18 protein-coding genes, 1 tRNA gene and 2 pseudogenes are annotated in these 20,269 nt (G+C 57.9%); 12 read left to right on the plus strand and 9 right to left on the minus strand.

Annotated elements, in window-relative coordinates; all coding sequences use genetic code 11:
* Nucleotides 1-45: 45 nt before the first annotated feature.
* Genes WA950_RS22445 through zorA form a run of 4 tightly spaced genes read right to left on the minus strand, consistent with a single transcriptional unit; the run spans nucleotide 46 to nucleotide 7,542 of the window.
* Nucleotides 46-3,012 carry a DEAD/DEAH box helicase gene (locus WA950_RS22445; protein ID WP_424553968.1) on the minus strand — a complete coding sequence of 989 codons (2,967 nt, stop codon included), beginning with the start codon at nucleotides 3,010-3,012 and terminating at the stop codon, nucleotides 46-48.
* A gap of 9 nt (nucleotides 3,013-3,021) precedes the next feature.
* A complete protein-coding gene (locus WA950_RS22450) occupies nucleotides 3,022-4,434 on the minus strand; it encodes an EH signature domain-containing protein (RefSeq protein ID WP_424553969.1) in 1,413 nt (470 codons plus the stop codon).
* Nucleotides 4,431-5,375 (minus strand): OmpA family protein, encoded by a 945-nt coding sequence (locus tag WA950_RS22455; RefSeq protein ID WP_424553970.1) that lies wholly within the window; start codon nucleotides 5,373-5,375, stop codon nucleotides 4,431-4,433. Before WA950_RS22455 ends, WA950_RS22450 begins: the two co-directional genes overlap by 4 nt.
* A gap of 7 nt (nucleotides 5,376-5,382) precedes the next feature.
* A complete protein-coding gene (gene zorA, locus WA950_RS22460; RefSeq protein WP_424553971.1) occupies nucleotides 5,383-7,542 on the minus strand; it encodes an anti-phage ZorAB system protein ZorA in 2,160 nt (719 codons plus the stop codon).
* Nucleotides 7,543-7,861: 319 nt separating this feature from the next.
* Between zorA and WA950_RS22465 the strand changes: the two genes are divergently transcribed.
* Together WA950_RS22465 and WA950_RS22470 are read left to right on the plus strand one after the other, a co-directional pair.
* Nucleotides 7,862-8,041, plus strand: coding sequence for a hypothetical protein (locus tag WA950_RS22465; RefSeq protein ID WP_424553972.1), 180 nt, complete (start codon nucleotides 7,862-7,864; stop codon nucleotides 8,039-8,041).
* 165 nt (nucleotides 8,042-8,206) lie between these two features.
* Nucleotides 8,207-8,350: a hypothetical protein gene (locus WA950_RS22470; RefSeq protein WP_424553973.1), complete on the plus strand. Its 144-nt coding sequence runs from the start codon at nucleotides 8,207-8,209 to the stop codon at nucleotides 8,348-8,350.
* Between the two features lie 23 nt (nucleotides 8,351-8,373).
* On the opposite strand, the gene WA950_RS22475 is transcribed toward WA950_RS22470, so the two are convergent.
* The gene (locus WA950_RS22475) at nucleotides 8,374-8,808 is read right to left on the minus strand and encodes a hypothetical protein (protein WP_424553974.1); all 435 of its coding nucleotides are present in this window, start codon (nucleotides 8,806-8,808) and stop codon (nucleotides 8,374-8,376) included.
* 367 nt (nucleotides 8,809-9,175) lie between these two features.
* On the opposite strand from WA950_RS22475, the pseudogene WA950_RS22480 reads away from it, so the two are divergent.
* Together WA950_RS22480 and WA950_RS22485 are read left to right on the plus strand one after the other, a co-directional pair.
* A pseudogene (locus WA950_RS22480) lies at nucleotides 9,176-9,388 on the plus strand (recombinase family protein); the annotation flags it as partial.
* 81 nt (nucleotides 9,389-9,469) lie between these two features.
* Complete coding sequence (locus WA950_RS22485) at nucleotides 9,470-9,619, plus strand: hypothetical protein (RefSeq protein WP_424553975.1); 150 nt, start codon at nucleotides 9,470-9,472, stop codon at nucleotides 9,617-9,619.
* A gap of 340 nt (nucleotides 9,620-9,959) precedes the next feature.
* Here WA950_RS22485 and WA950_RS22490 read toward each other — a convergent pair whose 3' ends face one another.
* Together WA950_RS22490 and WA950_RS22495 are read right to left on the minus strand one after the other, a co-directional pair.
* Nucleotides 9,960-11,057, minus strand: coding sequence for a hypothetical protein (locus WA950_RS22490; protein WP_424553976.1), 1,098 nt, complete (start codon nucleotides 11,055-11,057; stop codon nucleotides 9,960-9,962).
* A gap of 874 nt (nucleotides 11,058-11,931) precedes the next feature.
* Nucleotides 11,932-12,922 (minus strand): annotated as a pseudogene (locus tag WA950_RS22495) (integrase).
* Between the two features lie 181 nt (nucleotides 12,923-13,103).
* Between WA950_RS22495 and WA950_RS22500 the strand changes: the two are divergent.
* From WA950_RS22500 to WA950_RS22510, 3 genes are all read left to right on the plus strand, one after another.
* Nucleotides 13,104-14,375: a PAN domain-containing protein gene (locus WA950_RS22500; protein ID WP_424553977.1), complete on the plus strand. Its 1,272-nt coding sequence runs from the start codon at nucleotides 13,104-13,106 to the stop codon at nucleotides 14,373-14,375.
* A gap of 318 nt (nucleotides 14,376-14,693) precedes the next feature.
* The gene (locus WA950_RS22505; protein WP_424553978.1) at nucleotides 14,694-15,023 is read left to right on the plus strand and encodes a DUF2322 family protein; all 330 of its coding nucleotides are present in this window, start codon (nucleotides 14,694-14,696) and stop codon (nucleotides 15,021-15,023) included.
* A gap of 28 nt (nucleotides 15,024-15,051) precedes the next feature.
* Complete coding sequence (locus tag WA950_RS22510) at nucleotides 15,052-15,774, plus strand: DUF6998 domain-containing protein (RefSeq protein ID WP_424553979.1); 723 nt, start codon at nucleotides 15,052-15,054, stop codon at nucleotides 15,772-15,774.
* Nucleotides 15,775-15,826: 52 nt separating this feature from the next.
* Here WA950_RS22510 and WA950_RS22515 read toward each other — a convergent pair.
* A tRNA-Ser gene (locus tag WA950_RS22515) sits at nucleotides 15,827-15,916 on the minus strand.
* Nucleotides 15,917-16,260: 344 nt separating this feature from the next.
* Here WA950_RS22515 and rplU point away from each other — a divergent pair.
* The 4 genes from rplU (at nucleotide 16,261) to WA950_RS22535 (ending at nucleotide 18,273) form a co-directional block, all read left to right on the plus strand.
* Entirely contained in the window at nucleotides 16,261-16,632 is a 372-nt protein-coding gene (gene rplU, locus WA950_RS22520) for a 50S ribosomal protein L21 (protein ID WP_306033028.1), read from the plus strand.
* 25 nt (nucleotides 16,633-16,657) lie between these two features.
* Nucleotides 16,658-16,927 carry a 50S ribosomal protein L27 gene (gene rpmA, locus WA950_RS22525; RefSeq protein ID WP_134648437.1) on the plus strand — a complete coding sequence of 90 codons (270 nt, stop codon included), beginning with the start codon at nucleotides 16,658-16,660 and terminating at the stop codon, nucleotides 16,925-16,927.
* Nucleotides 16,928-17,053: 126 nt separating this feature from the next.
* A complete protein-coding gene (locus WA950_RS22530; RefSeq protein ID WP_424553980.1) occupies nucleotides 17,054-17,686 on the plus strand; it encodes a GNAT family N-acetyltransferase in 633 nt (210 codons plus the stop codon).
* The gene (locus WA950_RS22535) at nucleotides 17,683-18,273 is read left to right on the plus strand and encodes a GNAT family N-acetyltransferase (protein ID WP_424553981.1); all 591 of its coding nucleotides are present in this window, start codon (nucleotides 17,683-17,685) and stop codon (nucleotides 18,271-18,273) included. The genes WA950_RS22530 and WA950_RS22535 overlap by 4 nt, the downstream gene beginning before the upstream one ends.
* 39 nt (nucleotides 18,274-18,312) lie before the next feature.
* Here WA950_RS22535 and WA950_RS22540 read toward each other — a convergent pair whose 3' ends face one another.
* A complete protein-coding gene (locus tag WA950_RS22540; protein WP_424553982.1) occupies nucleotides 18,313-19,173 on the minus strand; it encodes an endonuclease/exonuclease/phosphatase family protein in 861 nt (286 codons plus the stop codon).
* Between the two features lie 85 nt (nucleotides 19,174-19,258).
* Here WA950_RS22540 and obgE point away from each other — a divergent pair, with 85 nt between their 5' ends.
* Nucleotides 19,259-20,269, plus strand: a complete 1,011-nt coding sequence (gene obgE / locus WA950_RS22545) for a GTPase ObgE (protein ID WP_424553983.1) — start codon at nucleotides 19,259-19,261, stop codon at nucleotides 20,267-20,269.

Genomic DNA, 20,269 nt, shown 5'->3' on the forward strand with positions numbered 1-20,269 from the left:
CACCGGCAGTGTGGCCGAGGCGTGCCTCGAATGCCCGTCGTCACCTCATCCAACCACGTCCGCGAACAAGCCATCGACATCTCGTTCTGAAGTCGGCGGTGCCAGCATGTCCCGCGACAATGATCGTTTGCGCTCCAGCAAATCGTGCAGTTTCTGGTCGAACGAGCCCGCCCCATGGGTGGGGTGGATCGCCATGGGCAGATGAATGGTGACATCCTTGTTTTGACCGATGCGAAAGGCGCGGTCGTTGCATTGATCCTCGACCGCCGGATTCCACCATCGGCTGAGGTGGATCACATGATTCGCCGCCGTGATGGTGAGGCCGATCCCCGCGGCTTTCGGCGAGAGGATAAGGAGATCGAAACCTGTCGGGGCCTTTTGGAAGGCATCGACGATCTCCTGGCGCTGTCGGCCGATCATCGTTCCATTGATGATGGGTGGTCGCGCCGGCAGATTCAAGTGCTCCGCGATCGCTGCTGCAAACGTCTGTTGCATGGCCCGGTCTTCAAGGAAAACAAGAGCCTTTTCCGATCCGCCGCGGATGTCCTCGAGAAGAGTGACAGCCTTCTGCACTCGAGCAGAACTGTTGATCCACGACATGCGCCAGGCTGCATCATACGCATTGGCCTCGCCTGCGCGATCAGGATGTAAGGATATGCCTCGGAGCAAATGGAGGGTCTCAAGCATGCTCTTGCGGCTTTTCGAACCCGCGCGTGCGGCTGCGACGGCGTCATCATAGGCCCTTGCTTGGCTCGCTGGCATCGCCACGGTGTATGGCAAGATATGCTTGGCTGGCAGATCCTTTGCGACGTCATCCTTCATACGCCGCAACATGATGGCTGGTGCATTGCCCTGAGGCCGATCCATCTTCGCCTTGAGCTGGGCAAGGGCCTGCGGATCTTCATCCCCATACGTGCTGGAAAAGCTCTTGAGGTCACCCAGATAGCCGGGCGCGATCCGATCCATGATGCACCATAGATCCTCCAGCCGGTTTTCGATCGGCGTTCCGGTCATGCCCAGAACAAAGTCGATGTTCATCGTCTTGGCGGTGTGGCTGTTGATCGAATCCGGCGACTTCACTTTCTGCATCTCGTCGAAGATTGCGATCGAATAGGCGATGCGCGCAAAGCTGCGGTGATAAAGGGCGAGTGTCTCATAAGTCGTGAGGATCCAGTCTGCCTGTCGCATATAATCGACATCCAGCGCGTCCTCCTCGGTCCATCCGGCGCTTTTGCGAGTCTTAAGTGCTTTCAGACCAGAGCCGAATGCCTCCGCACAGGAACCAAGCTTGCCCGGCTTGAGATGGATGTCCGCCTCTTTTTTCCAGTTGTCGAGAAGGGACGTTGGAGCAACGATCAGGATCGGGCCCTGCAGCGCTCGATAGGAGCCTCGCCTCGCCGCCATGTTGTCTCTGATCCAGGCAAGAAACGCGAGCGCCTGAAATGTTTTGCCAAGCCCCATGTCGTCGGCGAGCAGCGCACCGGGCCAACCTTGCGTCCAGCAATTGCAAAGCCAGTCGAAACCTTGGAGCTGATGCTGCTTGGGCTGTGTGCCGCTTATGCTCTGCGTTGGAAAGCCGCCGGGGATGAGCCTGCTTCGTTTCGCCAGTCTGGACTGGAAGTCTAGCTCCTCCAGGTTTTGCCTGATGATCAGGACGTCATTGTCCGAATCCTCGCGAGGCGCGCTGTCGCCCTGCGGCTCGCCGGAATAGGACACGCCGTCTTCATCGAGCCTCGTGAGCATCGTTCGAACATCTGTGGTTGGATAAAGCTCCTGCTCGAAATTGATCTCCTTGGAGTGGTCCTGCTCCGCCTGGTCACAGAGAACTTGCAGCTCCTCGATCTTGTCCGGAGTGGCATTGAGCGTCTTGCCGCCGATCCGAACGACGAAGTTTTCCGGCAGCCACTGGTTGGACTTTTTCTTGATCCAGGGCAGGCTTGGTTTTTGCCACAGGCCCAAGCCTTCGATCCGATCGGAATATTGCGCCGTCTCGACGAACAGGCTGGAGGCGAGCACGTCACCGTCATCGCCCAGCGCCGCTGAAATACGGGTGCGCGGGTTCTTCAGGAACTCTCTGCGGGCTTCGGGCGATGCGCCACGCATCTGCTTGACCACGTCGAGGGCGGTGCGCAGCGTTGGCTCCAGCAAAAGGTAGGTATTGCGGGCAACCACATAAGCCGCTTCGGTCCTGCCGGGCCGGGAGAGCGCCTGTTCGTAAAATGTGTCCTGGAGGATTGGCGGCAACAGCGCATCGGCATCGTTGCTGCGCTTCTCGGTGTCCGAAGCCCAAGTCGAGGCATCGTCGCCATCGGTTTCCGGCGCATCGTTGCCGTCGTCCACCTCGCCAAGCTCAGGCTCGACCGTGCGCGACATCAGCACCGGCAGGAAATCGGTTCCCTGAGCGGTTTCGCGGACATCAAGGCCGAATGCGCCGGCCTGATAAATCGTCAGAGAACCCACAAACTTGTCGGCCTGCACTTCGCTGCCAAGATGGGCCTTCAGTTTATCCTGAACCTGCCGCCAGAAAGGAAGGCGCTCGGCGAAGGGTTTGCCGGCGGAATTGTTGTAGTCGCGGACTGCGATGTGGATGTCGTAGAGCGGGCGAGACAATCGCGCCCAGTCGCCACCCACGCGGAGGAAGGGGCCGTGAAAGTTCGGGGTGATGGGCCGCGAGTTCTGGTCCTGCCAGCTCAGGAGTAGGGTGCTGTCGGAGTTGTCAATCCGACCGCGCATGGAAAGGCTGACCGAAAGACCAACCAGTTTTGGCACGCGCAGCATAGCGGCCTGCGTCACAGACAAAGACAAGATGAATTCCGGCTTTCCGAAGACACCATCACCTGAAGGAACGAGGTCACCGGCTGCGACGGCATGCGATAGAAAGCGAAAGCCGTGATCTGCATCGGCGGCCTTGTCTCCCCACTGCTGATACGGAATTGCTTTCTTGCCGAGCAGGCTTCGCTGTTCGAACTTGATGAGAGCGCCGTTATGCTGCGGGACGCACGTGAAACTCATGATCGATCCCTATTTGTAGTCATTGGGCTGCAACCTCGTATTCGTCATCCGGTAAATTCGTTCGGCGACTACACGCTGCCAGCTGTAGGTTTTGGGCGAGCTATGCGTTTTGACGAGATAGCGCGAGGTTTCGATATCGTCTTTTGAGATTGTTACATCGTCCGAACTATAGCTTCTCTGATAGAGCTTCGGCGCGCCTCGCTCAGACGCATCGGACCATATGTTCACCTTGCCATTGTGGCTCCAGTCGGCAACAATTCCTTGACCGACCTCAAGGAGTAGCACTGCGTGCGTGCGCTGGATCGGTTTGGAGCCAGCACTGACAAATGTGGCAAAGTCCACATTCTTGCCAAAACGACTACGCGCCAATCGGGCGCCATCCTCCGCGAAGACCACCCACGCGCCCCTGATGATGCCTTTCCGGTGCGCGGCTTCCCAGAACGCACGTCGATATCGCCACATCTGAGCGTCGTTCGGATCCTTTACGGTGAGTCCCACGATATCAAGGAACTGCCGAAGCGATTGCTCCGTGAGCCACGAAACTATCAATGCCCTGATCTGTGGGAAGCGTTCCCATCGGCCGGGATAGGTCCGAGGATCTTTGAAAATAGAAACGATGAAATTCAGGAAAATGTCTTTTATCGCCTTCTCGGGAGGCTTTCCGAGAAACGGCTTGATCAACGCTTCGGCTATCTCCAGATCAAGTCCCTTGAAGACAAGCTCGTTCCGGCTGTCGAGCGCGTATGATCTGACCATCTCCAGGCGCTTCATATGGTCGGGCTCTGCCCCGTCGCCGAGTTGCACCAACAGGTTTCGGGTGATCGCTTCCGTGAAGCCGGACTGCGCGTCGAGCGCGCCGAACCCGAGAGATCGCATCGTGTCGGAAGGCGACATAGCCTGACGCAATGCCAGGGCAGCGATATTCTTCGGGCCACGCACCGGATCGTAAAGTGCATGGTCGTTTTGATATGACGCGAATAACCCGCCCCAGCGAAGACTGCCTCGTTGCAAGGTCGAACTGACGAACTCAAGTCCTGGCCTGTCTGAGCGAAACTGTATCAAATACACTGCCGCGAGCGTTCGAAACAGCTTGCGCTTGTCGCTTCGATCCACTTCCTCGACTATCCGCTTCAGGGCCGCCGGATGGTCGGCCAGTGGCGTCCTGGCTTCCCACAGGCACCAGATGGCATCGCGAAGCTCTTTTGTTGACAAAGCATCGCCTGCCAGCAGCAGCGGCAGCAGTCGCGCGGCAATTTCATTGATGGAAACGACGTCATGCCTTGCGGCATCATCAATACCGGTTGCGCCAATTGATAGAGCTGCTTCATGCACGTAGGCGTGTTTGGGTATGACGTCATGACCGGAGAGCCCGGACGCGCGGACCGTCATGCCTGTGCAAGCTTCGCGGAACAGCCCAATCATCTGAGTGTCGCCGCCTCCCGCAGTTTCTCTATCTGTCCCTCCATGTCGTCAGTGAGACGGAGCACGTCTTTCAGTCGATCGGAAGGGTCAACCTGCATGACAAAGCGCATGTCGATACGTCGGTTCTTCTCCCAGGCCTGTTGAGCAATATCAGCGCCTTGCGCAGGCATTTCTGTTCCCGGTATCGGCCGCGTCGAGGAGTAGCCTGAAACGGAGAGGATTTCCTTCTCCTCTGGGTTCCTAAGCGCTCTGAGCGATGGCTCGAAGGCAGTAAGCGTTCTGTAGGTCTCGACAGCCCGTTCGGTCGATAGTTGCCAATTCCGGCTATCACCGGCGGCTGTCTCCGACCCTTGTTTGTCGGTGTGGCCTTCAATGAAAACGGTGTCGATTGCGGCGCTAGGCGCGAGCTGCTTGCAATCCGTTGCACTATTCGAAACGACGCAACTTGTGTATCGCGGCAACACCCGCGCCAGCACAGCAGCAAGCTTTCTAACATTACCTGAAGCCTGCGCGCTCAGGTTTGACTTGTCGGTGGAAAAGCGAATTGCGTTTTCCGTCAAGCGCAGAACGCCATTTTCACGATCGATCTGAACGTCGAGACCCATGGCTTTCAACTCACGCTCAAGATCGTTCAGCAATGCGGTCCGCTCACGCTGCGACTGGCTGAGATCCTCAAGCTCTTCGTTGATCTCGGATCGCAAGCTATGAAGCTGCTCGCTTACCTGCCTGACCTTCTCCAGGACTTCTTCGATCTGCACTTTCGATTTATCGGCTTGCTTTTCGGATTCGTCAGTCTGCTTCTGAAACTGCAGCGCGAAAACCATCAACATGATGATGAAGATGAAAAGGATACCAACCATCATGTCGGTCATCGACACGAAGTAATTTTCCTCTTCCTCCTCAACCGCCGGCTTACCGGCAGCATCGTCAAATGCCAGCATAGCTCACTTACTCCGCCGCAGGCCCCACAGACGATCGCAGGTCTGAGATCGAGCTGGAGAATTCGTCAAACGAATCGCTCATTTCCTTTACCGACGACGATAGCGTATTGACCGCATTGGCAAGCCCGCGATCAATATCGGTTGCATAGCGGCTCAGCGTGTCGCCCTGCCGCTCGGTCGCTGTCGCGAGGTCGCTTACCGATTTCGCCAGCGCTTCGTCGATGCGGGCGAACCGTGCTTCATAATTGCTCCAGATCGCGGCCATGCTCTCGGATTGCTCGCGCAGCGATCCGTTCAGCTGCTGTGAGGCAGCCTGGCTTGCCGCAAGCGCCTCGACGGCTGAGCGCAGCGAATCTTCAAAGCTGGACGTTGCTGAGGCAATCCTCTCACCAGACTGCAGCAAAGGTGCCGATGCCGAGCGGATATCGGTTGCCGTCTTTGAAAAAGCATCGGAGACAATGCGCGTTTGTGACGTTGCTTCGCCCAGGGCATTGGCCTGTGAAGAGAGTGCGGAATTGGATCCGCGCAATGCACTTTCGAAACGGTCCACTTCCTGGCGGATCGTGGCGATTGCCTCGGCAAGGCCTGTCTTGATAGCTTCGGCGGCTCCCGCTGCGACCGCGCTGACGGTCGAGACCGCACTTTCCTGCGCGGTTCTGATTTGCTCCTGCGTCTTTGCCACGCCATCCCGCAGGTCGCCGTCGAGAGAAGTCATGCTGCCGGTCAGGGTGCTGACCTGAATTTCTAGCTTCTCCATCACTCGGCCCATGGCCGCCTCGATCCGCTCCGAAGCACCACCCGCAGCACGCCCTAGCTCCGCGTCGACCTGCTCGCTCGCCTTGTCAAATGTGGCTTTCATGGCGGCGAGAATCTCCGCAAGCCCATCGCGGTTGCGGTTGGCACCGTCGTCCATCGAGCGGGCGGCATCGGCGACCAGTCGGTTGAGATTTTCCGCTGCCTCGCTCATACGACGCGCGAAATCCTCTCCCGAACCGCGGACGCCGGTTTGCATATCCGCAAGCGTCGCCTGCATGGCACCCAAGGTTTCGGCAAGCTGGCGCAATTCCGTGCCGGCGCTGCCCTGGACGCTCGACGAGAATTGCGCGAGCATGTCGTTGATGCCGCTCTGGCTGCTCTCAGTGATCTTGCCGAGCACACCGGTGATACTGTCGTTGATCGGCGCCATTGCAGACGCGAAGGCCGACTGGATCTGCGGCTCGAGTTGACGGCCCATTTGGGCAAAGAACTTGTCGCTGTTGATTTCCTTCAGCTGATCCCGCTGTTCCTTGGCCGCTTCGGCTATCTCGATGGCAACCGATTGCGGTGGGACATATCTCAGCCTGCTCTCCGCAGCCTCGCAAAATTTGTGCACGCTGGCCTCGAGCCAGATCGTATAGACCTTGAACACGATTGATAGAAGAAGCGAGCAACCCAGCCCGGCGATGGAAGTAGTGAACTTGAAGGATGCGATCTGCAGTAGCTCGGTCATTGCCACCTGCATGTCGTCGACATTGCCCGCGCTGGAAGCGCTTCCCGCTTTGTAGAGTGCCAAGACTATGCCTGCAAATGTCAGCAGCAAGCCCACGGCAACAAAATACCCGGGAATGCTCGCCATCATCTTCAGGCCAAAAAAACGGTCCCGAATCGCGCCGAAATGGATGAAGCTCTGAGGTCGCACCGTGTTTTTGATCAGCGGCGGCTCACCGGCTGACTGCTTTATCAGGGTCTCATCGAATTCACGCCAGGCATGGCCAAGCAGCTTGCTGCCCTCCAAGTGGTGATAGATCGACTGGTCGTATTCGTTGGCAAAATCAGCACGTGTCTTCTGGCGTAAGACAACGCGGCGAAGATTGTAGAGCGCGCCGATGATCGCTGCGACATGGAGTATGCCGAAAGTCGCCATCAAAGAAATGGCCACCGCGAAGATAAGCGACGCGAGACTGAAGATGAAATCCGTCTGGCTCAGTGCGTCCAGCGCAGCTCTTGCTTCTTGCGCACCAACCCGACCATTCAGCAACGCCAAACCATTGCTTACGCGTTCGCCGATCAAACCGATATTGAGCGGCGGCAACGCAAAGCTTAGCGCGAAGACAATCCCCATTGCCAACACCCAAAATGCCACCAGCCTTACAAACCAGTTCCAGCACAAATTAACGAGATGCCCCATGCCCCTACCCACGATTTCACTAGAGCTGGTCCGCGATGCGCGCCAGCGGCCCAATGTCACTGAAATGCTGTGCGATGCAAACGCACCGGTTGTTTTTATTTCCCGCTAAATGCAGGGATTGTCCAGATAACAATCGGTTTACTTTGTTGAAATGGATAATGTCGCGGCGAAATGATTTGCAGGGATACTCAACGGATGCTCACAGATGAAATTCGCTCGAAGGTCGATCAGGTCTGGAATGCCTTCTGGGCTGGCGGCATCGTCAATCCGCTGGAGGTGATCGAGCAGATCACCTAACGATGCTGGACTGGATATTGAAATGACGAAGCAACAGAAGCGCGACAGGGCATACTACGAAGAGCGGCTGAAACGAGACCATCCCGCGATCTACGCTGAACTGATCAATGGAAAATACCAAACAGTGACGGAAGCCGCGATCGCTGCACGGTTGAAAAAGCCTCGCACGCGACTGCTTGAACTGAAGAATGCCTGGAGCTAGGCCGACAATGCGGAGCGCAGTAACTTCCTGGTCTGGCTTACGGCGACTGGTGTCTTGCCAACGGCAGCGTCGAGCACTTCGACCAACAGCACATCCATAACCACCGGCCGGTATCTGCTCCCAGCAACAATCGCACGCATCAACCACATCAAGACCAAACACGGAATGACGACGGGTGACATCATGGGTGAGATGGGCTTTTCAAAGCTGGATGCCTCACTTGGCAACGCCCTGTTAAATGGTCATGGACTTCGGCTGAAGGTCATTGAGGCTCTGGAAAAATGGCTTACTGCGAACGCATTGGTATAGGCGTCCTCGTCAAGTAGATTGATCTACCTGCCCCTCTGCTGCCGATTGCGAACTTCCTCTGCCAAATACTCAAGGTCCCGGTCGACGCCTCTGTCGATTATCTGCTTGTATCGATCCTGAAGACCATCAGTGCAATCGAGTCCGCCCAGGTCGGCGTCCGTCTGGTAGGCTTTTTCGATATCCCGGCTTGCTGCTCGTATATCGATATCAGGAACACCGCTAAGGATCTCAAGCATCCTTTGCTTGTAGGAAACATGCTCCTCAATTGGCCTTCCGCACGCTGCCGATGCCCGCTTCAAAACGGCATAGGGCTGCATGGCGAGAAAATAGGCTGTGTTCAGTCCATCGGCATAGGCAGGCGCACCACTCAGCACAGCTGCGACAATGACGACCGGATGTAGCATCCAGGCTGCTTTTGCCGTGAGACCTGACCTAATTTGATTTTCCGGACTACGCATGCGCCCCTCAATCCAGTGCGACTTCGATCATAGTCACCGCACGAAAGGGAAGGGTTCCGTCATAACGGACCTGGGTTCTGACGCTGAACGCTAACATGCTGATTTCCTTCGGCGCCGTTTCCGTGGTCAACAGATAATCCAAGCTGCACGAAAAGGTTCCTTTTAATCAAGGACTTGGCGGGTATCTTGAAAGAGCAGTCGCGACGAGCATGGAAACGGAACGAGACCTATATGCGCAACATCGGATATGGACGGGTCAGCACCGTCGAGCAAAATCTCGACCTTCAGGTTTCGGCGTTGAAAGCTGCTGGTTGCGAAAATCCTTACCGACGATGGCTATTCCGGATCCGACTTTTCCCGCCCTGGACTGACCAAGCTACTCCAAACCCTGCCCCGGGGTGACACGCTCACCGTCTGGCGCCTTGACCGTCTGGGACGCTCGCTGCTTGAACTGCTTAAGCTCGTCCGCGATCTCAACGAGCGCGGTGTCGAGTTCCGGTCGCTGAATGAGAACCTGGACACCAGCACGTCGGCGGGACGGCTGCTACTCCACGTCCTCGCCAGCATGGCTGAGTTCGAGCGCTCTCTGATCAGCGAACGAACCCACGCCGGAATGGCTGCTGCTCGTGCGCGTGGAAGCCGTATTGGACGACGACCACCGATGACCGACGATCAACGCTGGGAAGCTCGTCTGGCTATCGCGAACGGCTCGGCCACGGTTGAGGTGATCGCTGAACGGCATGGCATTCATCCGAGAACATTGCTGCGCCCCCTCAAAGCTGACGATCGTCGGCAGGATGCCCCTGCTTGACTCACAGGCGCTCGCTGGCTGCCTCCGGCGTGTGAGATGAGGAAATATGCGTCCAGTTGCAGACGCAAGCCAGTGAGTCTGCGTGTGTCAGGGGCGTGATCTCAGAACAAGAAACTGAGCTGGGACAGTTTAGGCACCGAATTCACGAGAGGGACAGAAATGCTCTTCACCAACTTTTTGCAAATTTTTCTGACTGACACCGGGGCTGCCTAGCCCAAGTCCAACAGATCAAAGCCGCTGCTATGCTTGGGCACCATGGAAATGAGGCAATCCGACAACCTAATAACTTCTATAACCCCTTACGCTTTCCTACTACACAGACCAACACCTACCAAGAACTTCAAGCTCCAGACAAAAAGTCCGCGCCGACACGGCTACCGAGGTTCCTAAGAGCGATGCGAACACGGTCGTTCAACTCATCGTAAGCTACGAACGTTCCCGCCACTCCCTTTGCCGTCCTGTCGATAGGTGATAAGCGCAAACCACGTTCATGAATGTCCGGAAGAATCGTTCGCCTCATCTGAAGCCAGCGCTCGGCACGAACCTCATCCATTGCCTTCAAACCAATCACGCCGGTCTTGAAGAACTTTGAAGCCCGCTCCGGATTGCTTGCGGCAGCTATCGCCTTCCGCTTACCCGTCTTCTGGCTTGCGTAGTTGATGAACGTTGGCAGCATGAACTGGAAATATCGTCCCTGAAGACGCGTGAAGTTCAGCCCTCTCAGATCGTCCAGATACGTTATCCCTAACGCCTTCACCTTCGGTCGATCCAACGTCACCTCGATCCGGACCCGCTTCGATATGTCATCAAGCGAGATGAAGGTGCCGGCAGCTATGTTTTGCCGATCGAGAATCTTGTCCATCACACGCCATGTCACCAGCGCATTTTTCTCGCCGACCTCCAGGGTGCCATCAGTATATGGAGCGCGATCCCAGTCCGTCTCGATCAGGAAGCGCTTATTCTCTTCACTGTTCAAGGGTTGGGAATCATACAGCAGGCGATTGGTTTTACCCTCTTCCCGCCCCCACACCGTCCTCGGTCGATCTCTCACCTTCGAGATCACATCTTCGTTCACCTGAAGATGGTTCATCAACACACGAGCCATCCTAGCGCGTGCGAGATCGTTCGGCGTCTTCGGCGTGAAATCGACGCTGATCTCAACGCTGCGAACGATCGGATCCAGCCCTAAGCCGAATTTCGCATGAATCGCAGCCATTGCCTTGAGCACAATAGATATCTCCGGCTCCTGAAACCTGATATCGAAGCCGTTTGACGAAGCATTCTTGTCGCCGAAGATATTCTCGACATAGGGTGCACGTCCAATGACGCTTTTCAGCTCCCGCTGAAGCCATTGAAATTGCGTATTGCAGTTCAGCAGAACGCCAATCGTGATCCAGTCGATGACTGCCCGGCTCGTGAACTGCTTCAGATCGATCACGGGTCGAAGCGCGTATCGACCATCGAACCGCTTCTATTTCTTCGAAAGCTCCATTCTGCGATAGTCGAGATAGCCGACCAAAGCAGGTGTCTTGGCTGAAATCAAAGGAACATGCAGATCTGGGGTGAGATTGTTCATCGTCATATTCCTGCCTTCACGGCTCCTCACTTACTCTGATTGCCGGCGATCAGAGAAGGCGAAACACGCCGCAGATCGCATCAGCATGCCAACATGCTCTCTTTGACTCGAGGGTCCTCCATGGCGCGCTTCAGCGCGTTCAATGCCTCTTTGTCTTCGTCAACCACGGCGCGCGCCAGCGCGTTTCCCTGAGCTTTTGATCAAGCCGCACGCGTGACATTTCCGGCTATCGACTACTTATAGCAAAGACAGGGAAGGGATGTTCGTGCAGGACGCCAGCCTGATGCCCCGGTGGTGATCAGGAGTTTTTGCGATGACCAAAACCCAGCAAGGAAGCGATTTCACGCACCTCCGGATCGTTTTCATGCTCACATCATACGGAAGATACCGGATACGGCGCCGTAAATTCAGAAATTCTGCTGCTCGTGTCAACTTATGGGAAAGATAGGGGAAACGAACATCTTATTTCCATTAAGAAGCTTGGCCAATCGCGGCGGCTGTTGTGCCATGTTGTTCCGACCCAAAAGCGGCACCGGACAGCGATCATGTTGGCATATTGCAAAGGGAAAGGTAGGGAGCGGTGGTCACGACGCCGGAATGTCGGTGGAGACCCGAGACATCCCCTTCGGTAACACGGGGTTTTCTAGGACTTAGCTTGACGGCAGAGGCATGAAGTGCACCCGCCCAAGAGGCCAATGGGCGAGCGCAGCACGCTCGCCAACTCCGGTAGCTCAATCTACCCAAGACGAGCAACGAGATCGTCAGCGGCGAGATGCGTATGCGCTTCAGCATCCGCAGCTCCTTGTGACCTGAGATGCTGCTGACCTCGATCACGTTCAGCCCGCGCTCGAACATACGGCTTACCCCTTTGTGACGCAGGTCGTGGAAGCGCAAAGCTTTGACGTTCGAGCGGACCAGGAGACGACGCCAAGCCTGCTCAAGTGCGCCAGGCTCATAGGAAAGACGGTAGATTGATCTACCTCTACGCAGCCCTTCCATTCCGTCAGCGCGTCAAATGCACGCTGAGACAGAGGCACTTCTCGCCCGGAACCGTTCTTCGTCATCGTCAACGTGATCACCCGGCGATTGTGCGAGATATCCGACCACTCAAGTCCCAGGATCTCACCACGGCGCATCCCTGTCTCGATGGCGAGAATGACCAGCGTCTTGAGGTAAGGGATCTTCCCGCTGTCGCAGCCGTCGAGCAGGCGCTGCTCCTCATCGCCAGTCAGGCGACGGCTACGTTCATTGCGGATCACGGGGCGGCGCACGAGTTTCACGACGTTCTTTGCGAGCGGCATGCCCCAATCGCGCGTTGCAACCTCCAGAGCATGGCTAAGGATCGCCATCTCCCGCACTGCCGTAGATGGAGCTACCGACTGAAGACGCTCGTCACGAAACGTCGCGACATCCTGCTGGCTAAGGCCGATCAGCGTTCGGTGAGAAAGGTCGTGACGCCGCAGGACGTCGATCCTTTGATCCTCCTGGACTGCACCACGCTTGGTAGGCGTGATCTCTCGTTGGTAGCGCTCCAGGAGCGCGCCGAGTGTCGTGGTCTCAAGGATCTTCGTGTCCGGGGCTGCCCCGAAGCGATCAACCTGAGATTCCAGATCGCGCGCCCACTTCTCGGCGTCTGCTTTGCTATCGAAACTCTTGGCGCGGGGCTTCATACCCCTCCGACGGACCTGGGCTTGCCAGCGTCCCCTGAGCTTTCTGATGGTTGCCATTTCGATCTCCTGTTGTGTTGGAGATCATGCGTAGGATGCCCCCACAGGGGCGCCAAGGATAATTCCGGCGCGCGTATAGGTCGTGGTAACTGCACTTCAAGGTAGATTGAACCAGCATCATCCTAGCCTTGCCCCTTCCAGACCGATGTAGTTTTATAGGCAGGGGTAAGGGTATATTGTCATGCGCAATCAACTTCGAGCTGCGTTCGCTAGCATTCTTCTGTCGTTCGCTTCTATTTGCGACGCGGGCGCGGGGGAGAGCGTATTCGGCCCCTTCACGGTTGACGACACCAAGCCGGACGTCATCACGTTAAACGGTGAGATCGACATTAACGCTGGCCTGAACTTTCGCCGCGCTCTTCAAGCCGCCCCGACAGCCAAGCTCATCACCCTGAACAGTCTCGGTGGTAACGTGCAGATGGGCCTGCTGATTGCAGACGACATCCATCAACGTAAGCTGGCAACCTACATTCCGAGCGACAGCAAGTGCTTCTCAGCATGCGCCTTCATCTTTCTTGCAGGTGCCGAAAGGAAGGTCGACGGAGCCCTGGGTGTCCATCAGATTTCCTCCGGCTCACCCGATCTCGTCGGCGCGCAGCTGGCGATCTCGGACATTATTGAAGTGTTGAACCGCTTCAGCACGCCGATGGACGTGATGCACGTCATGTTCAAGACCCCGCCTGATGACATGCACGTATTCAGTCAAGACGAGATTGGACGTTACGGATTGAACCGAACTGCAAGCCGGCGATCGGATGAATTGGCCGCATCCAGTCACGAACCGCTAACGACCACCAAACCTATCGACGGAGGCGAATCGTCCGACAAACAACCGGCAACCTCTGATCAGCCAACACCCGACTCTCTCCAAGCCAGCCTGCCTCTCTCCCCGATCGAAGAGTTTACCAAGCGACCAAATCGGGTAGCCATCTACACCGGCCTCGATCTGTTCGGTGACGACATCTCTTCCATTCGTGTCGACGATGCTGCGGCATGCGCAAAGAGCTGCCTAGTCATGGAAGGCCAGTGCAAGGCGTTCACGTTTAATACGAATCCAAGACTCCGGAAGGGACCGAATTGCTTCTTAAAGTCGAGCGCTGGCCGGGCAGATGGAAACAGCGTAGCTTTTTCGGGGCGCTTTCTGAGCGGAGCTGAAGCCGATCCTTCCGCCTTCACAATGGGCGTCATCGATCCTCAAACCGCGCTGTTTGACAATGTCGATTTGCCGGGTGGTGATCTTTCACGGCGTCCTCATCAGTCAGCGAAAACGCCGCTCGCCTGTCGATTAGCCTGCGTAGACGAAGCGCTTTGCATCGCGTTCACATACATCAAGGCTAAACGAGAGTGCTGGCTAAAGGGCGCGATCGGCTCGCCCGTCTTCGGCAAGGAAATGGTATCCGGCGTAAAAAAGCTTGAGACCTTCTCACCGGCCAAGGTCATCAGTCTGGATTAAGCTCACCTGTGCTTACCATCGCCTCTGAAGTCTCTGACCGTCGCCATGTGATCTCCTGTTGTGTCGGAGATCATGCGTAGGATGCCCTTCGAGGGGGCCAAGGAACATTCCGGCCAACAACCCTATGGCGGCAAACCGTTAATGCTTGCAGCATAACGTGTGGCCTACGCAAGGAGCGGTTTATGAAGAAAGCTGAACAATTGACCGATGACGAACTGTCGGCTCCAGCCTGCTGCAGCATAACGCCTTGAGCGATCTCGCCATGGAACCGATGCTGCTAAATGCAAAACAAACCTGCCACGAGAAAAGGAACTGGCAATGATCCAGCCTACGGCTTCATTCAGAGACAATTTACAGCAGCTGCCGTCGGTTGAAGGCCTCGCTCGCATAAACCTTGTCAACCAAGCCGGCGTCATTGTCACGACGATCGAAAACCAGCCAGGCAAGCAGGGATCGCTCGCTGTCTATCAATATCTCCAGAAAAGTTTCGGGATACTCGATAAGGAATCCGCGACCTACGCCCTCGACATCTTCGCCGAACACACCGCGGACGCAAAAAACCGTCCCGGCGCCCACCCCAACATCGACCGCCTGCTGGACATCATCGGAGGCGCCGCCCCATTGAGCATCCAGATTGTTGCTCGCTAAAGAGCCTTGTCAGGCTTGGGAGATGCCGATGGACCGACCAACTCTAAGCCAGGTTCAAATCATCCAGTCGCTAGCCGAAGCCCTGTCCTGGTTTGAAAAGGAACTCGGTTGGGGGGTAAGCCCAGGCGAGCTGAACCACCTCACTGGCCGGATAGGTGAGCTATACGCCGCGATGATCACCCGTGGGCAGATGGCACTGGATACGAACCAGCGTGGTTATGACGTCGTTTCCGCCTCGAATGAGCGGATCTCCGTCAAAACCATCACGTCTTCGACGCATGTTGGGTTCAACCCAAGCACTTTCATTCATGTCGACCGAGTGATGATTCTTCGCGTTAATGTTGACGATGATAGAGGCGTATCGGTCGAAGAACTTTTGGATACATCGGCAACAGACGCGCTGGAACTGATGCGCGAGCAGGGCGGGAAGCTTGTCTATCCCGTAAGTCGGGGAACTCGCGAAGCACGAGCTGTTCAATCTTTGGATATAATAGACAAGGCTCCTTACTCTGACCTGGAAATTGTTAGATATGAGAGCGGTGCCATTCGGATCTTCCGGGATGGCGAAGAGCAGCCGATAGTCGTTAAAGGCTTGCTACGATCGATTGCGGCTGAGGTCGGCGTGGATATTTTTAATTCGAAGGGCGGGTCAAAGAACACCCAGCAGTTGGGAGCCGATGTGATTCGGGCGCTCAACGTAAGAGGACGCGCCTCGAGTGTGGCCCTAGCCACTTCCGACACCAGAAACTAAGATCGAGCAACCTTAGCAGATTTCAGGAAAGCCTTGCGGTCGAAGGCCCAAATGGCGGAGAGGGTGGGATTCGAACCCACGATACCCTTGCAGGTATGCCGCATTTCGAGTGCGGTGCATTCGACCTCTCTGCCACCTCTCCGCATAGTCGGTCGGCGCCTTTCAGCGCGGGGCGGTACATAGCGGGTGTCGGGCGGGCTTGCAAGGGGGCCTGTCGCCAGAAAGCGCATCTAATTGCAACGGTGACGGAAATCTCCTTGACAGTTCACAGGGCCTCGCCTATTGCGCAAGGTGCAGTGGCATAGGCTTGTCTTGTGCCGCGATGAAGGTTCTTGTGCCGCATATCCCTGTCTTTCTCAAGCGGGACGTGCCGGAGGGAACCGCCCGAGCCGGCGATGCGCCAATGCATCGTCATTTAACGACTGACAAAAAGACGGCCGTGCCCCTTGGGGGCAAAGAGCCGGCACGAACATGAAAGGATATAAAATGTTCGCAGTCATCAAGACCGGCGGTAAGCAGTACCGCGTGGCCGCCAATGACGTCCTGACGATCGAAAAGCTGTCGGGCGACGCTGGTGCGAAGATCGAATTCACCGAAGTGCTGATGGTCGGCGTCGGCGCCGATGCCACGATCGGTGCGCCCTTCGTCGAAGGCGCCATCGTCACCGCAGAAGTCGTCGAGCACGGCCGCGCCAAGAAGGTCATCGCCTTCAAGAAGCGTCGTCGCCAGAACTCGAAGCGTTCGCGCGGTCATCGTCAGCACAACACGACCGTCCGCATTCTCGACATCGCCGCCGCCGGCAAGGCTAAGAAGGCTTCCAAGAAGTCTGAAGCCGCTGCCGAAGCTGCAGCCGAATAATCCGGACAGGTAAAGGAGAACTCCCATGGCACACAAAAAAGCTGGCGGCTCCTCGCGCAACGGTCGCGATTCCGAGTCCAAGCGCCTTGGCGTGAAGAAGTTTGGCGGCGAAGCCGTCCTCGCAGGTAACATTATCGTCCGCCAGCGCGGCACGCAGTGGCATCCCGGTGCCAATGTCGGCCTCGGCAAGGATCACACGATCTTCGCTCTTACAGCTGGCAATGTGAATTTCCGTACGAAGGCCAACGGTCGCGTTTACGTGTCTGTAGCCCCGAAAGCGGAAGCAGCGGAATAAGCCGGTAGCGCTCTAAAACAGCCGGCGTCTCATTGACCCGGCTGACGCCACAGGTTTCGGACCTGAAGACAAAAGGGGAGATGAGGCAAGACCTTATCTCCCCTTTTTGCTCTGGAGGAACGAGCCATGCAGACCGAATTGTTGAGGGACGACCAATCACGGTCTCCCAAGGAAAGGCTGAGGCCTGAACGGTCAAGGACCGATTGCCCTATCTTGCTGTCGCCGCGGCTCGTCATGAGAGCCCCGCACGAAGAAGACATCGACGCCCTTGCCCATCTCGCCAACAACGCCAACATCGCCAACATGGTCGCCCGCATGCCCCACCCCTATACGGTGGCGGATGCCGCCGATTTCGTGCGACGCACACGCGCCGGCGCGATTGGCAAGTGCGTCTATGCCATTACCAAAGCCGACAACGGCGCCTTTCTCGGTTGCTGCGGGATCGAACCGCACGAGGACGGACGCACGGTCGAGCTCGGCTACTGGCTTGGCGAACCGCACTGGAACCAGGGCTATGCGACGGAGGCGGCCCACGCGCTGATCGACATGGTCTTCCGCACCCGCGACATCGAGCAGATCGATGCGCGCTGCCGGGTCATGAACATCCCGTCGCGGCGGGTCATCCAGAAGTGCGGCTTCCAGTTCCAGGCGACCGGCATGGTGCAGAGCCTTGCCGTCGGCGGCATGGTGCCCGTCGAATGGTACCGGCTCGACCGCAAGACCTGGGTTTCGCTGAAGAGCTGGGGAGGCATGCGATGAACGCCATGCAGCCCCCGATCGAGCGCCAGCGCGCCGCCGGCCCCGGGCCCTGCCCGACGGTCACGACGGCCCGCCTCGTGCTGCGCCCGCACCGCATGTCGGATGCCGACGCCATCGCCCAGTCGCTCGGCGACTTCCAGGTCTCGCGCATGCTGGCGCGGGTGCCCGCGCCCTATGACCGGCAGGACGCGGCCGAATGGCTTGCCGTCGCCACCACCGATCTCAACGCGGGCTGGGCTTTCGCCATCACCGCCGGGGACGACGTGCATATCGGCTGCGTCTCCTTCGAATGGAGCGACGGCGCCTGGCAACTCGGCTACTGGCTCAACCGCTTTTACTGGCGGCGAGGCTATATGAGCGAGGCGGTGCACGCGGCACTGGCGCGTTTCCTGATGCGCATGCCGGGCACGGAAATCCGCTCCGGCATCTTCGCCGACAATCCGGCCTCGTTGCGGGTGCAGGAACGGGCGGGCTTTCGCATCACCGGATGCAGCGACCTGTTCTGCGCGGCGCGCGGCGCGATGGTTCCGCATATCGAAACACGGCTCGAGCCGGGCGATTTCCGCCCGGCAGCACCGCGGCGGTAAAAAAGACGGGGCGGAGCAATCCGCCCCGTCTTTCGCAGATCACGACAGCTCGAACCAGGCCGGCATGTGGTCGGAGCCGAAGGCGGTTTCGTCGATCCAGGCGTCCTTCAGCCGCTCCACCAGCCCGTGGCTGAGGAAACAGTAGTCAAGGAAGAGACGATCGGCATGGTTCTTCGGATTGATCCAGCTGAAGCTTGCGGCATGGCGCTTGCCAAGGCCGGCGAGCGCATCCACCGGATTGGTGGCGCGAATCTGTCGTCCATAGAGCGCATCCACCCCGCCGACCATTTCGCAATATTCCGGCGATTCCGGCACCATGTTGAAATCGCCCATCAGCACGTAATCCTCCGGCACAGGCGGCTCGGCAAGGCCGAATTCGTGCGCGCCGGAAATCGCGCCACCCTCGACGCCATAGAGCCGGGCGCGGTCCTTGAGGAAGCGGATCTGCGTGATGCGCTCGTCGCGATGGACGTGGTCGAGATGCACGGAATAGACGCGCAGCGGCCCGCCCGGCGTCGCGATGACCGCCTCCGTCGCCCCGCGCTGCAGGTTCAGCTTGTCGAGGGTCCGCGTGCGCGGCAGCGAAATGAGGCGGGTCGAGAGGATCGGCCAGCGCGAGAAGATCATGTTGCCGAACTGGAAGCGGCGGTTGACGACGCGGCCCTTCTCGATGGCCGAGCCGGCATCGAGGTCGCAGGCCGGCCAGAAGACGGAATAGTGGTTGGCGAGCAGGGTCTGCAATTCCGCGACCATGTCGACATGGTCGTTGCGGTGGAAATTGCGGGTCACCTCCTGCAGCGCGATGATATCGGCGCCATGGATGCTGGAGACGATGCGCGGCAGGTCGAAACGATCATCGAGACCGATGCCGTACTGGACGTTGTAGCTGACGAATTTCACGATAGTCTTTGACCTCTGCGGGAAGCGGCTATATCGAAGACGGCAAAATGACCATGACGATCAAAGTAGAGCGAACGGCGAGCCGATGAAGTTCCTGGACGAAGCAAGAGTGTATATCCGGTCCGGCGACGGCGGGGCAGGGGCTGTCTCGTTCCGCCGTGAAAAATTCGTGGAATTCGGCGGCCCGGACGGCGGCGACGGCGGACGCGGCGGCGACGTGTGGGTGGAGGCCGTCAACGGCCTCAACACGCTGATCGATTTCCGCTTCCAGCAGCACTTCAAGGCCTCGACCGGCATCCACGGCATGGGCCGCAACCGCACCGGCGCAAACGGCGCAAGCGTGACGCTGAAAGTGCCGGTCGGCACGCAGATCTTCGAAGAAGACAACGAGACGCTGATCGTCGACCTTATAACGGAAGGCCAGCGCTTCAGGCTGGCCGCCGGCGGCAATGGCGGCTTCGGCAACGCCCACTTCAAGACCGCGACCAACCAGGCGCCGAACTGGGCCAATCCCGGCCTTGCGGGCGACGAAAAGACGATCTGGCTCCGGCTGAAGCTGATTGCCGATGCCGGTCTCGTCGGCCTTCCGAATGCCGGCAAGTCGACCTTCCTTGCGACCTGCACCCGTGCGCGGCCCAAGATCGCCAATTACCCGTTCACCACGCTGCATCCCAATCTCGGCGTTGCGACGATCGACGGCGCCGAATTCATCCTCGCCGACATTCCGGGCCTCATCGAAGGCGCGCATGACGGCGTCGGGCTCGGTGACCGCTTCCTCGGCCATGTCGAGCGCACGCGCGTGCTCCTCCACCTCGTTTCCGCGCAGGAAGAGGACGTCGCCAAGGCCTACAAGACGGTAAAGCGCGAGCTCGAAGCCTATGGCGGCGGCATTACCGACAAGCCGGAGATCGTTGCGCTGTCGCAGATCGACATTCTCGACGAGGACGAGTTGAAGAAGAAGTCCAAGGCGCTGGCCAAGGCCTGCGGCCAGACCCCGCTGCAGCTTTCCGCCGTCGCCAATGTCGGCATGACGGGCACGCTGCGGGCGCTGCGCGACATCATCGTTCAAGCAAAGAACAGCGGATCCGACGACTGA

It is taken from the genome of Shinella sp. (assembly GCF_049651085.1).
GTDB lineage: Bacteria > Pseudomonadota > Alphaproteobacteria > Rhizobiales > Rhizobiaceae > Shinella.

Coding starts and splice junctions, on each gene's coding strand:
- WA950_RS22475 (WP_424553974.1), bottom strand. CDS start 8,808: ATGCGTAGTCCGGAAAATCAAATTAGGTCAGGTCTCACGGCAAAAGCA.
- WA950_RS22530 (WP_424553980.1), top strand. CDS start 17,054: ATGCAGACCGAATTGTTGAGGGACGACCAATCACGGTCTCCCAAGGAA.
- rpmA (WP_134648437.1), top strand. CDS start 16,658: ATGGCACACAAAAAAGCTGGCGGCTCCTCGCGCAACGGTCGCGATTCC.
- WA950_RS22450 (WP_424553969.1), bottom strand. CDS start 4,434: ATGATTGGGCTGTTCCGCGAAGCTTGCACAGGCATGACGGTCCGCGCG.
- WA950_RS22510 (WP_424553979.1), top strand. CDS start 15,052: ATGGACCGACCAACTCTAAGCCAGGTTCAAATCATCCAGTCGCTAGCC.
- WA950_RS22470 (WP_424553973.1), top strand. CDS start 8,207: ATGACGACGGGTGACATCATGGGTGAGATGGGCTTTTCAAAGCTGGAT.
- WA950_RS22505 (WP_424553978.1), top strand. CDS start 14,694: ATGATCCAGCCTACGGCTTCATTCAGAGACAATTTACAGCAGCTGCCG.
- zorA (WP_424553971.1), bottom strand. CDS start 7,542: ATGGGGCATCTCGTTAATTTGTGCTGGAACTGGTTTGTAAGGCTGGTG.
- WA950_RS22445 (WP_424553968.1), bottom strand. CDS start 3,012: ATGAGTTTCACGTGCGTCCCGCAGCATAACGGCGCTCTCATCAAGTTC.
- WA950_RS22455 (WP_424553970.1), bottom strand. CDS start 5,375: ATGCTGGCATTTGACGATGCTGCCGGTAAGCCGGCGGTTGAGGAGGAA.
- WA950_RS22500 (WP_424553977.1), top strand. CDS start 13,104: ATGCGCAATCAACTTCGAGCTGCGTTCGCTAGCATTCTTCTGTCGTTC.
- WA950_RS22535 (WP_424553981.1), top strand. CDS start 17,683: ATGAACGCCATGCAGCCCCCGATCGAGCGCCAGCGCGCCGCCGGCCCC.
- obgE (WP_424553983.1), top strand. CDS start 19,259: ATGAAGTTCCTGGACGAAGCAAGAGTGTATATCCGGTCCGGCGACGGC.
- WA950_RS22485 (WP_424553975.1), top strand. CDS start 9,470: ATGACCGACGATCAACGCTGGGAAGCTCGTCTGGCTATCGCGAACGGC.
- rplU (WP_306033028.1), top strand. CDS start 16,261: ATGTTCGCAGTCATCAAGACCGGCGGTAAGCAGTACCGCGTGGCCGCC.
- WA950_RS22465 (WP_424553972.1), top strand. CDS start 7,862: ATGACGAAGCAACAGAAGCGCGACAGGGCATACTACGAAGAGCGGCTG.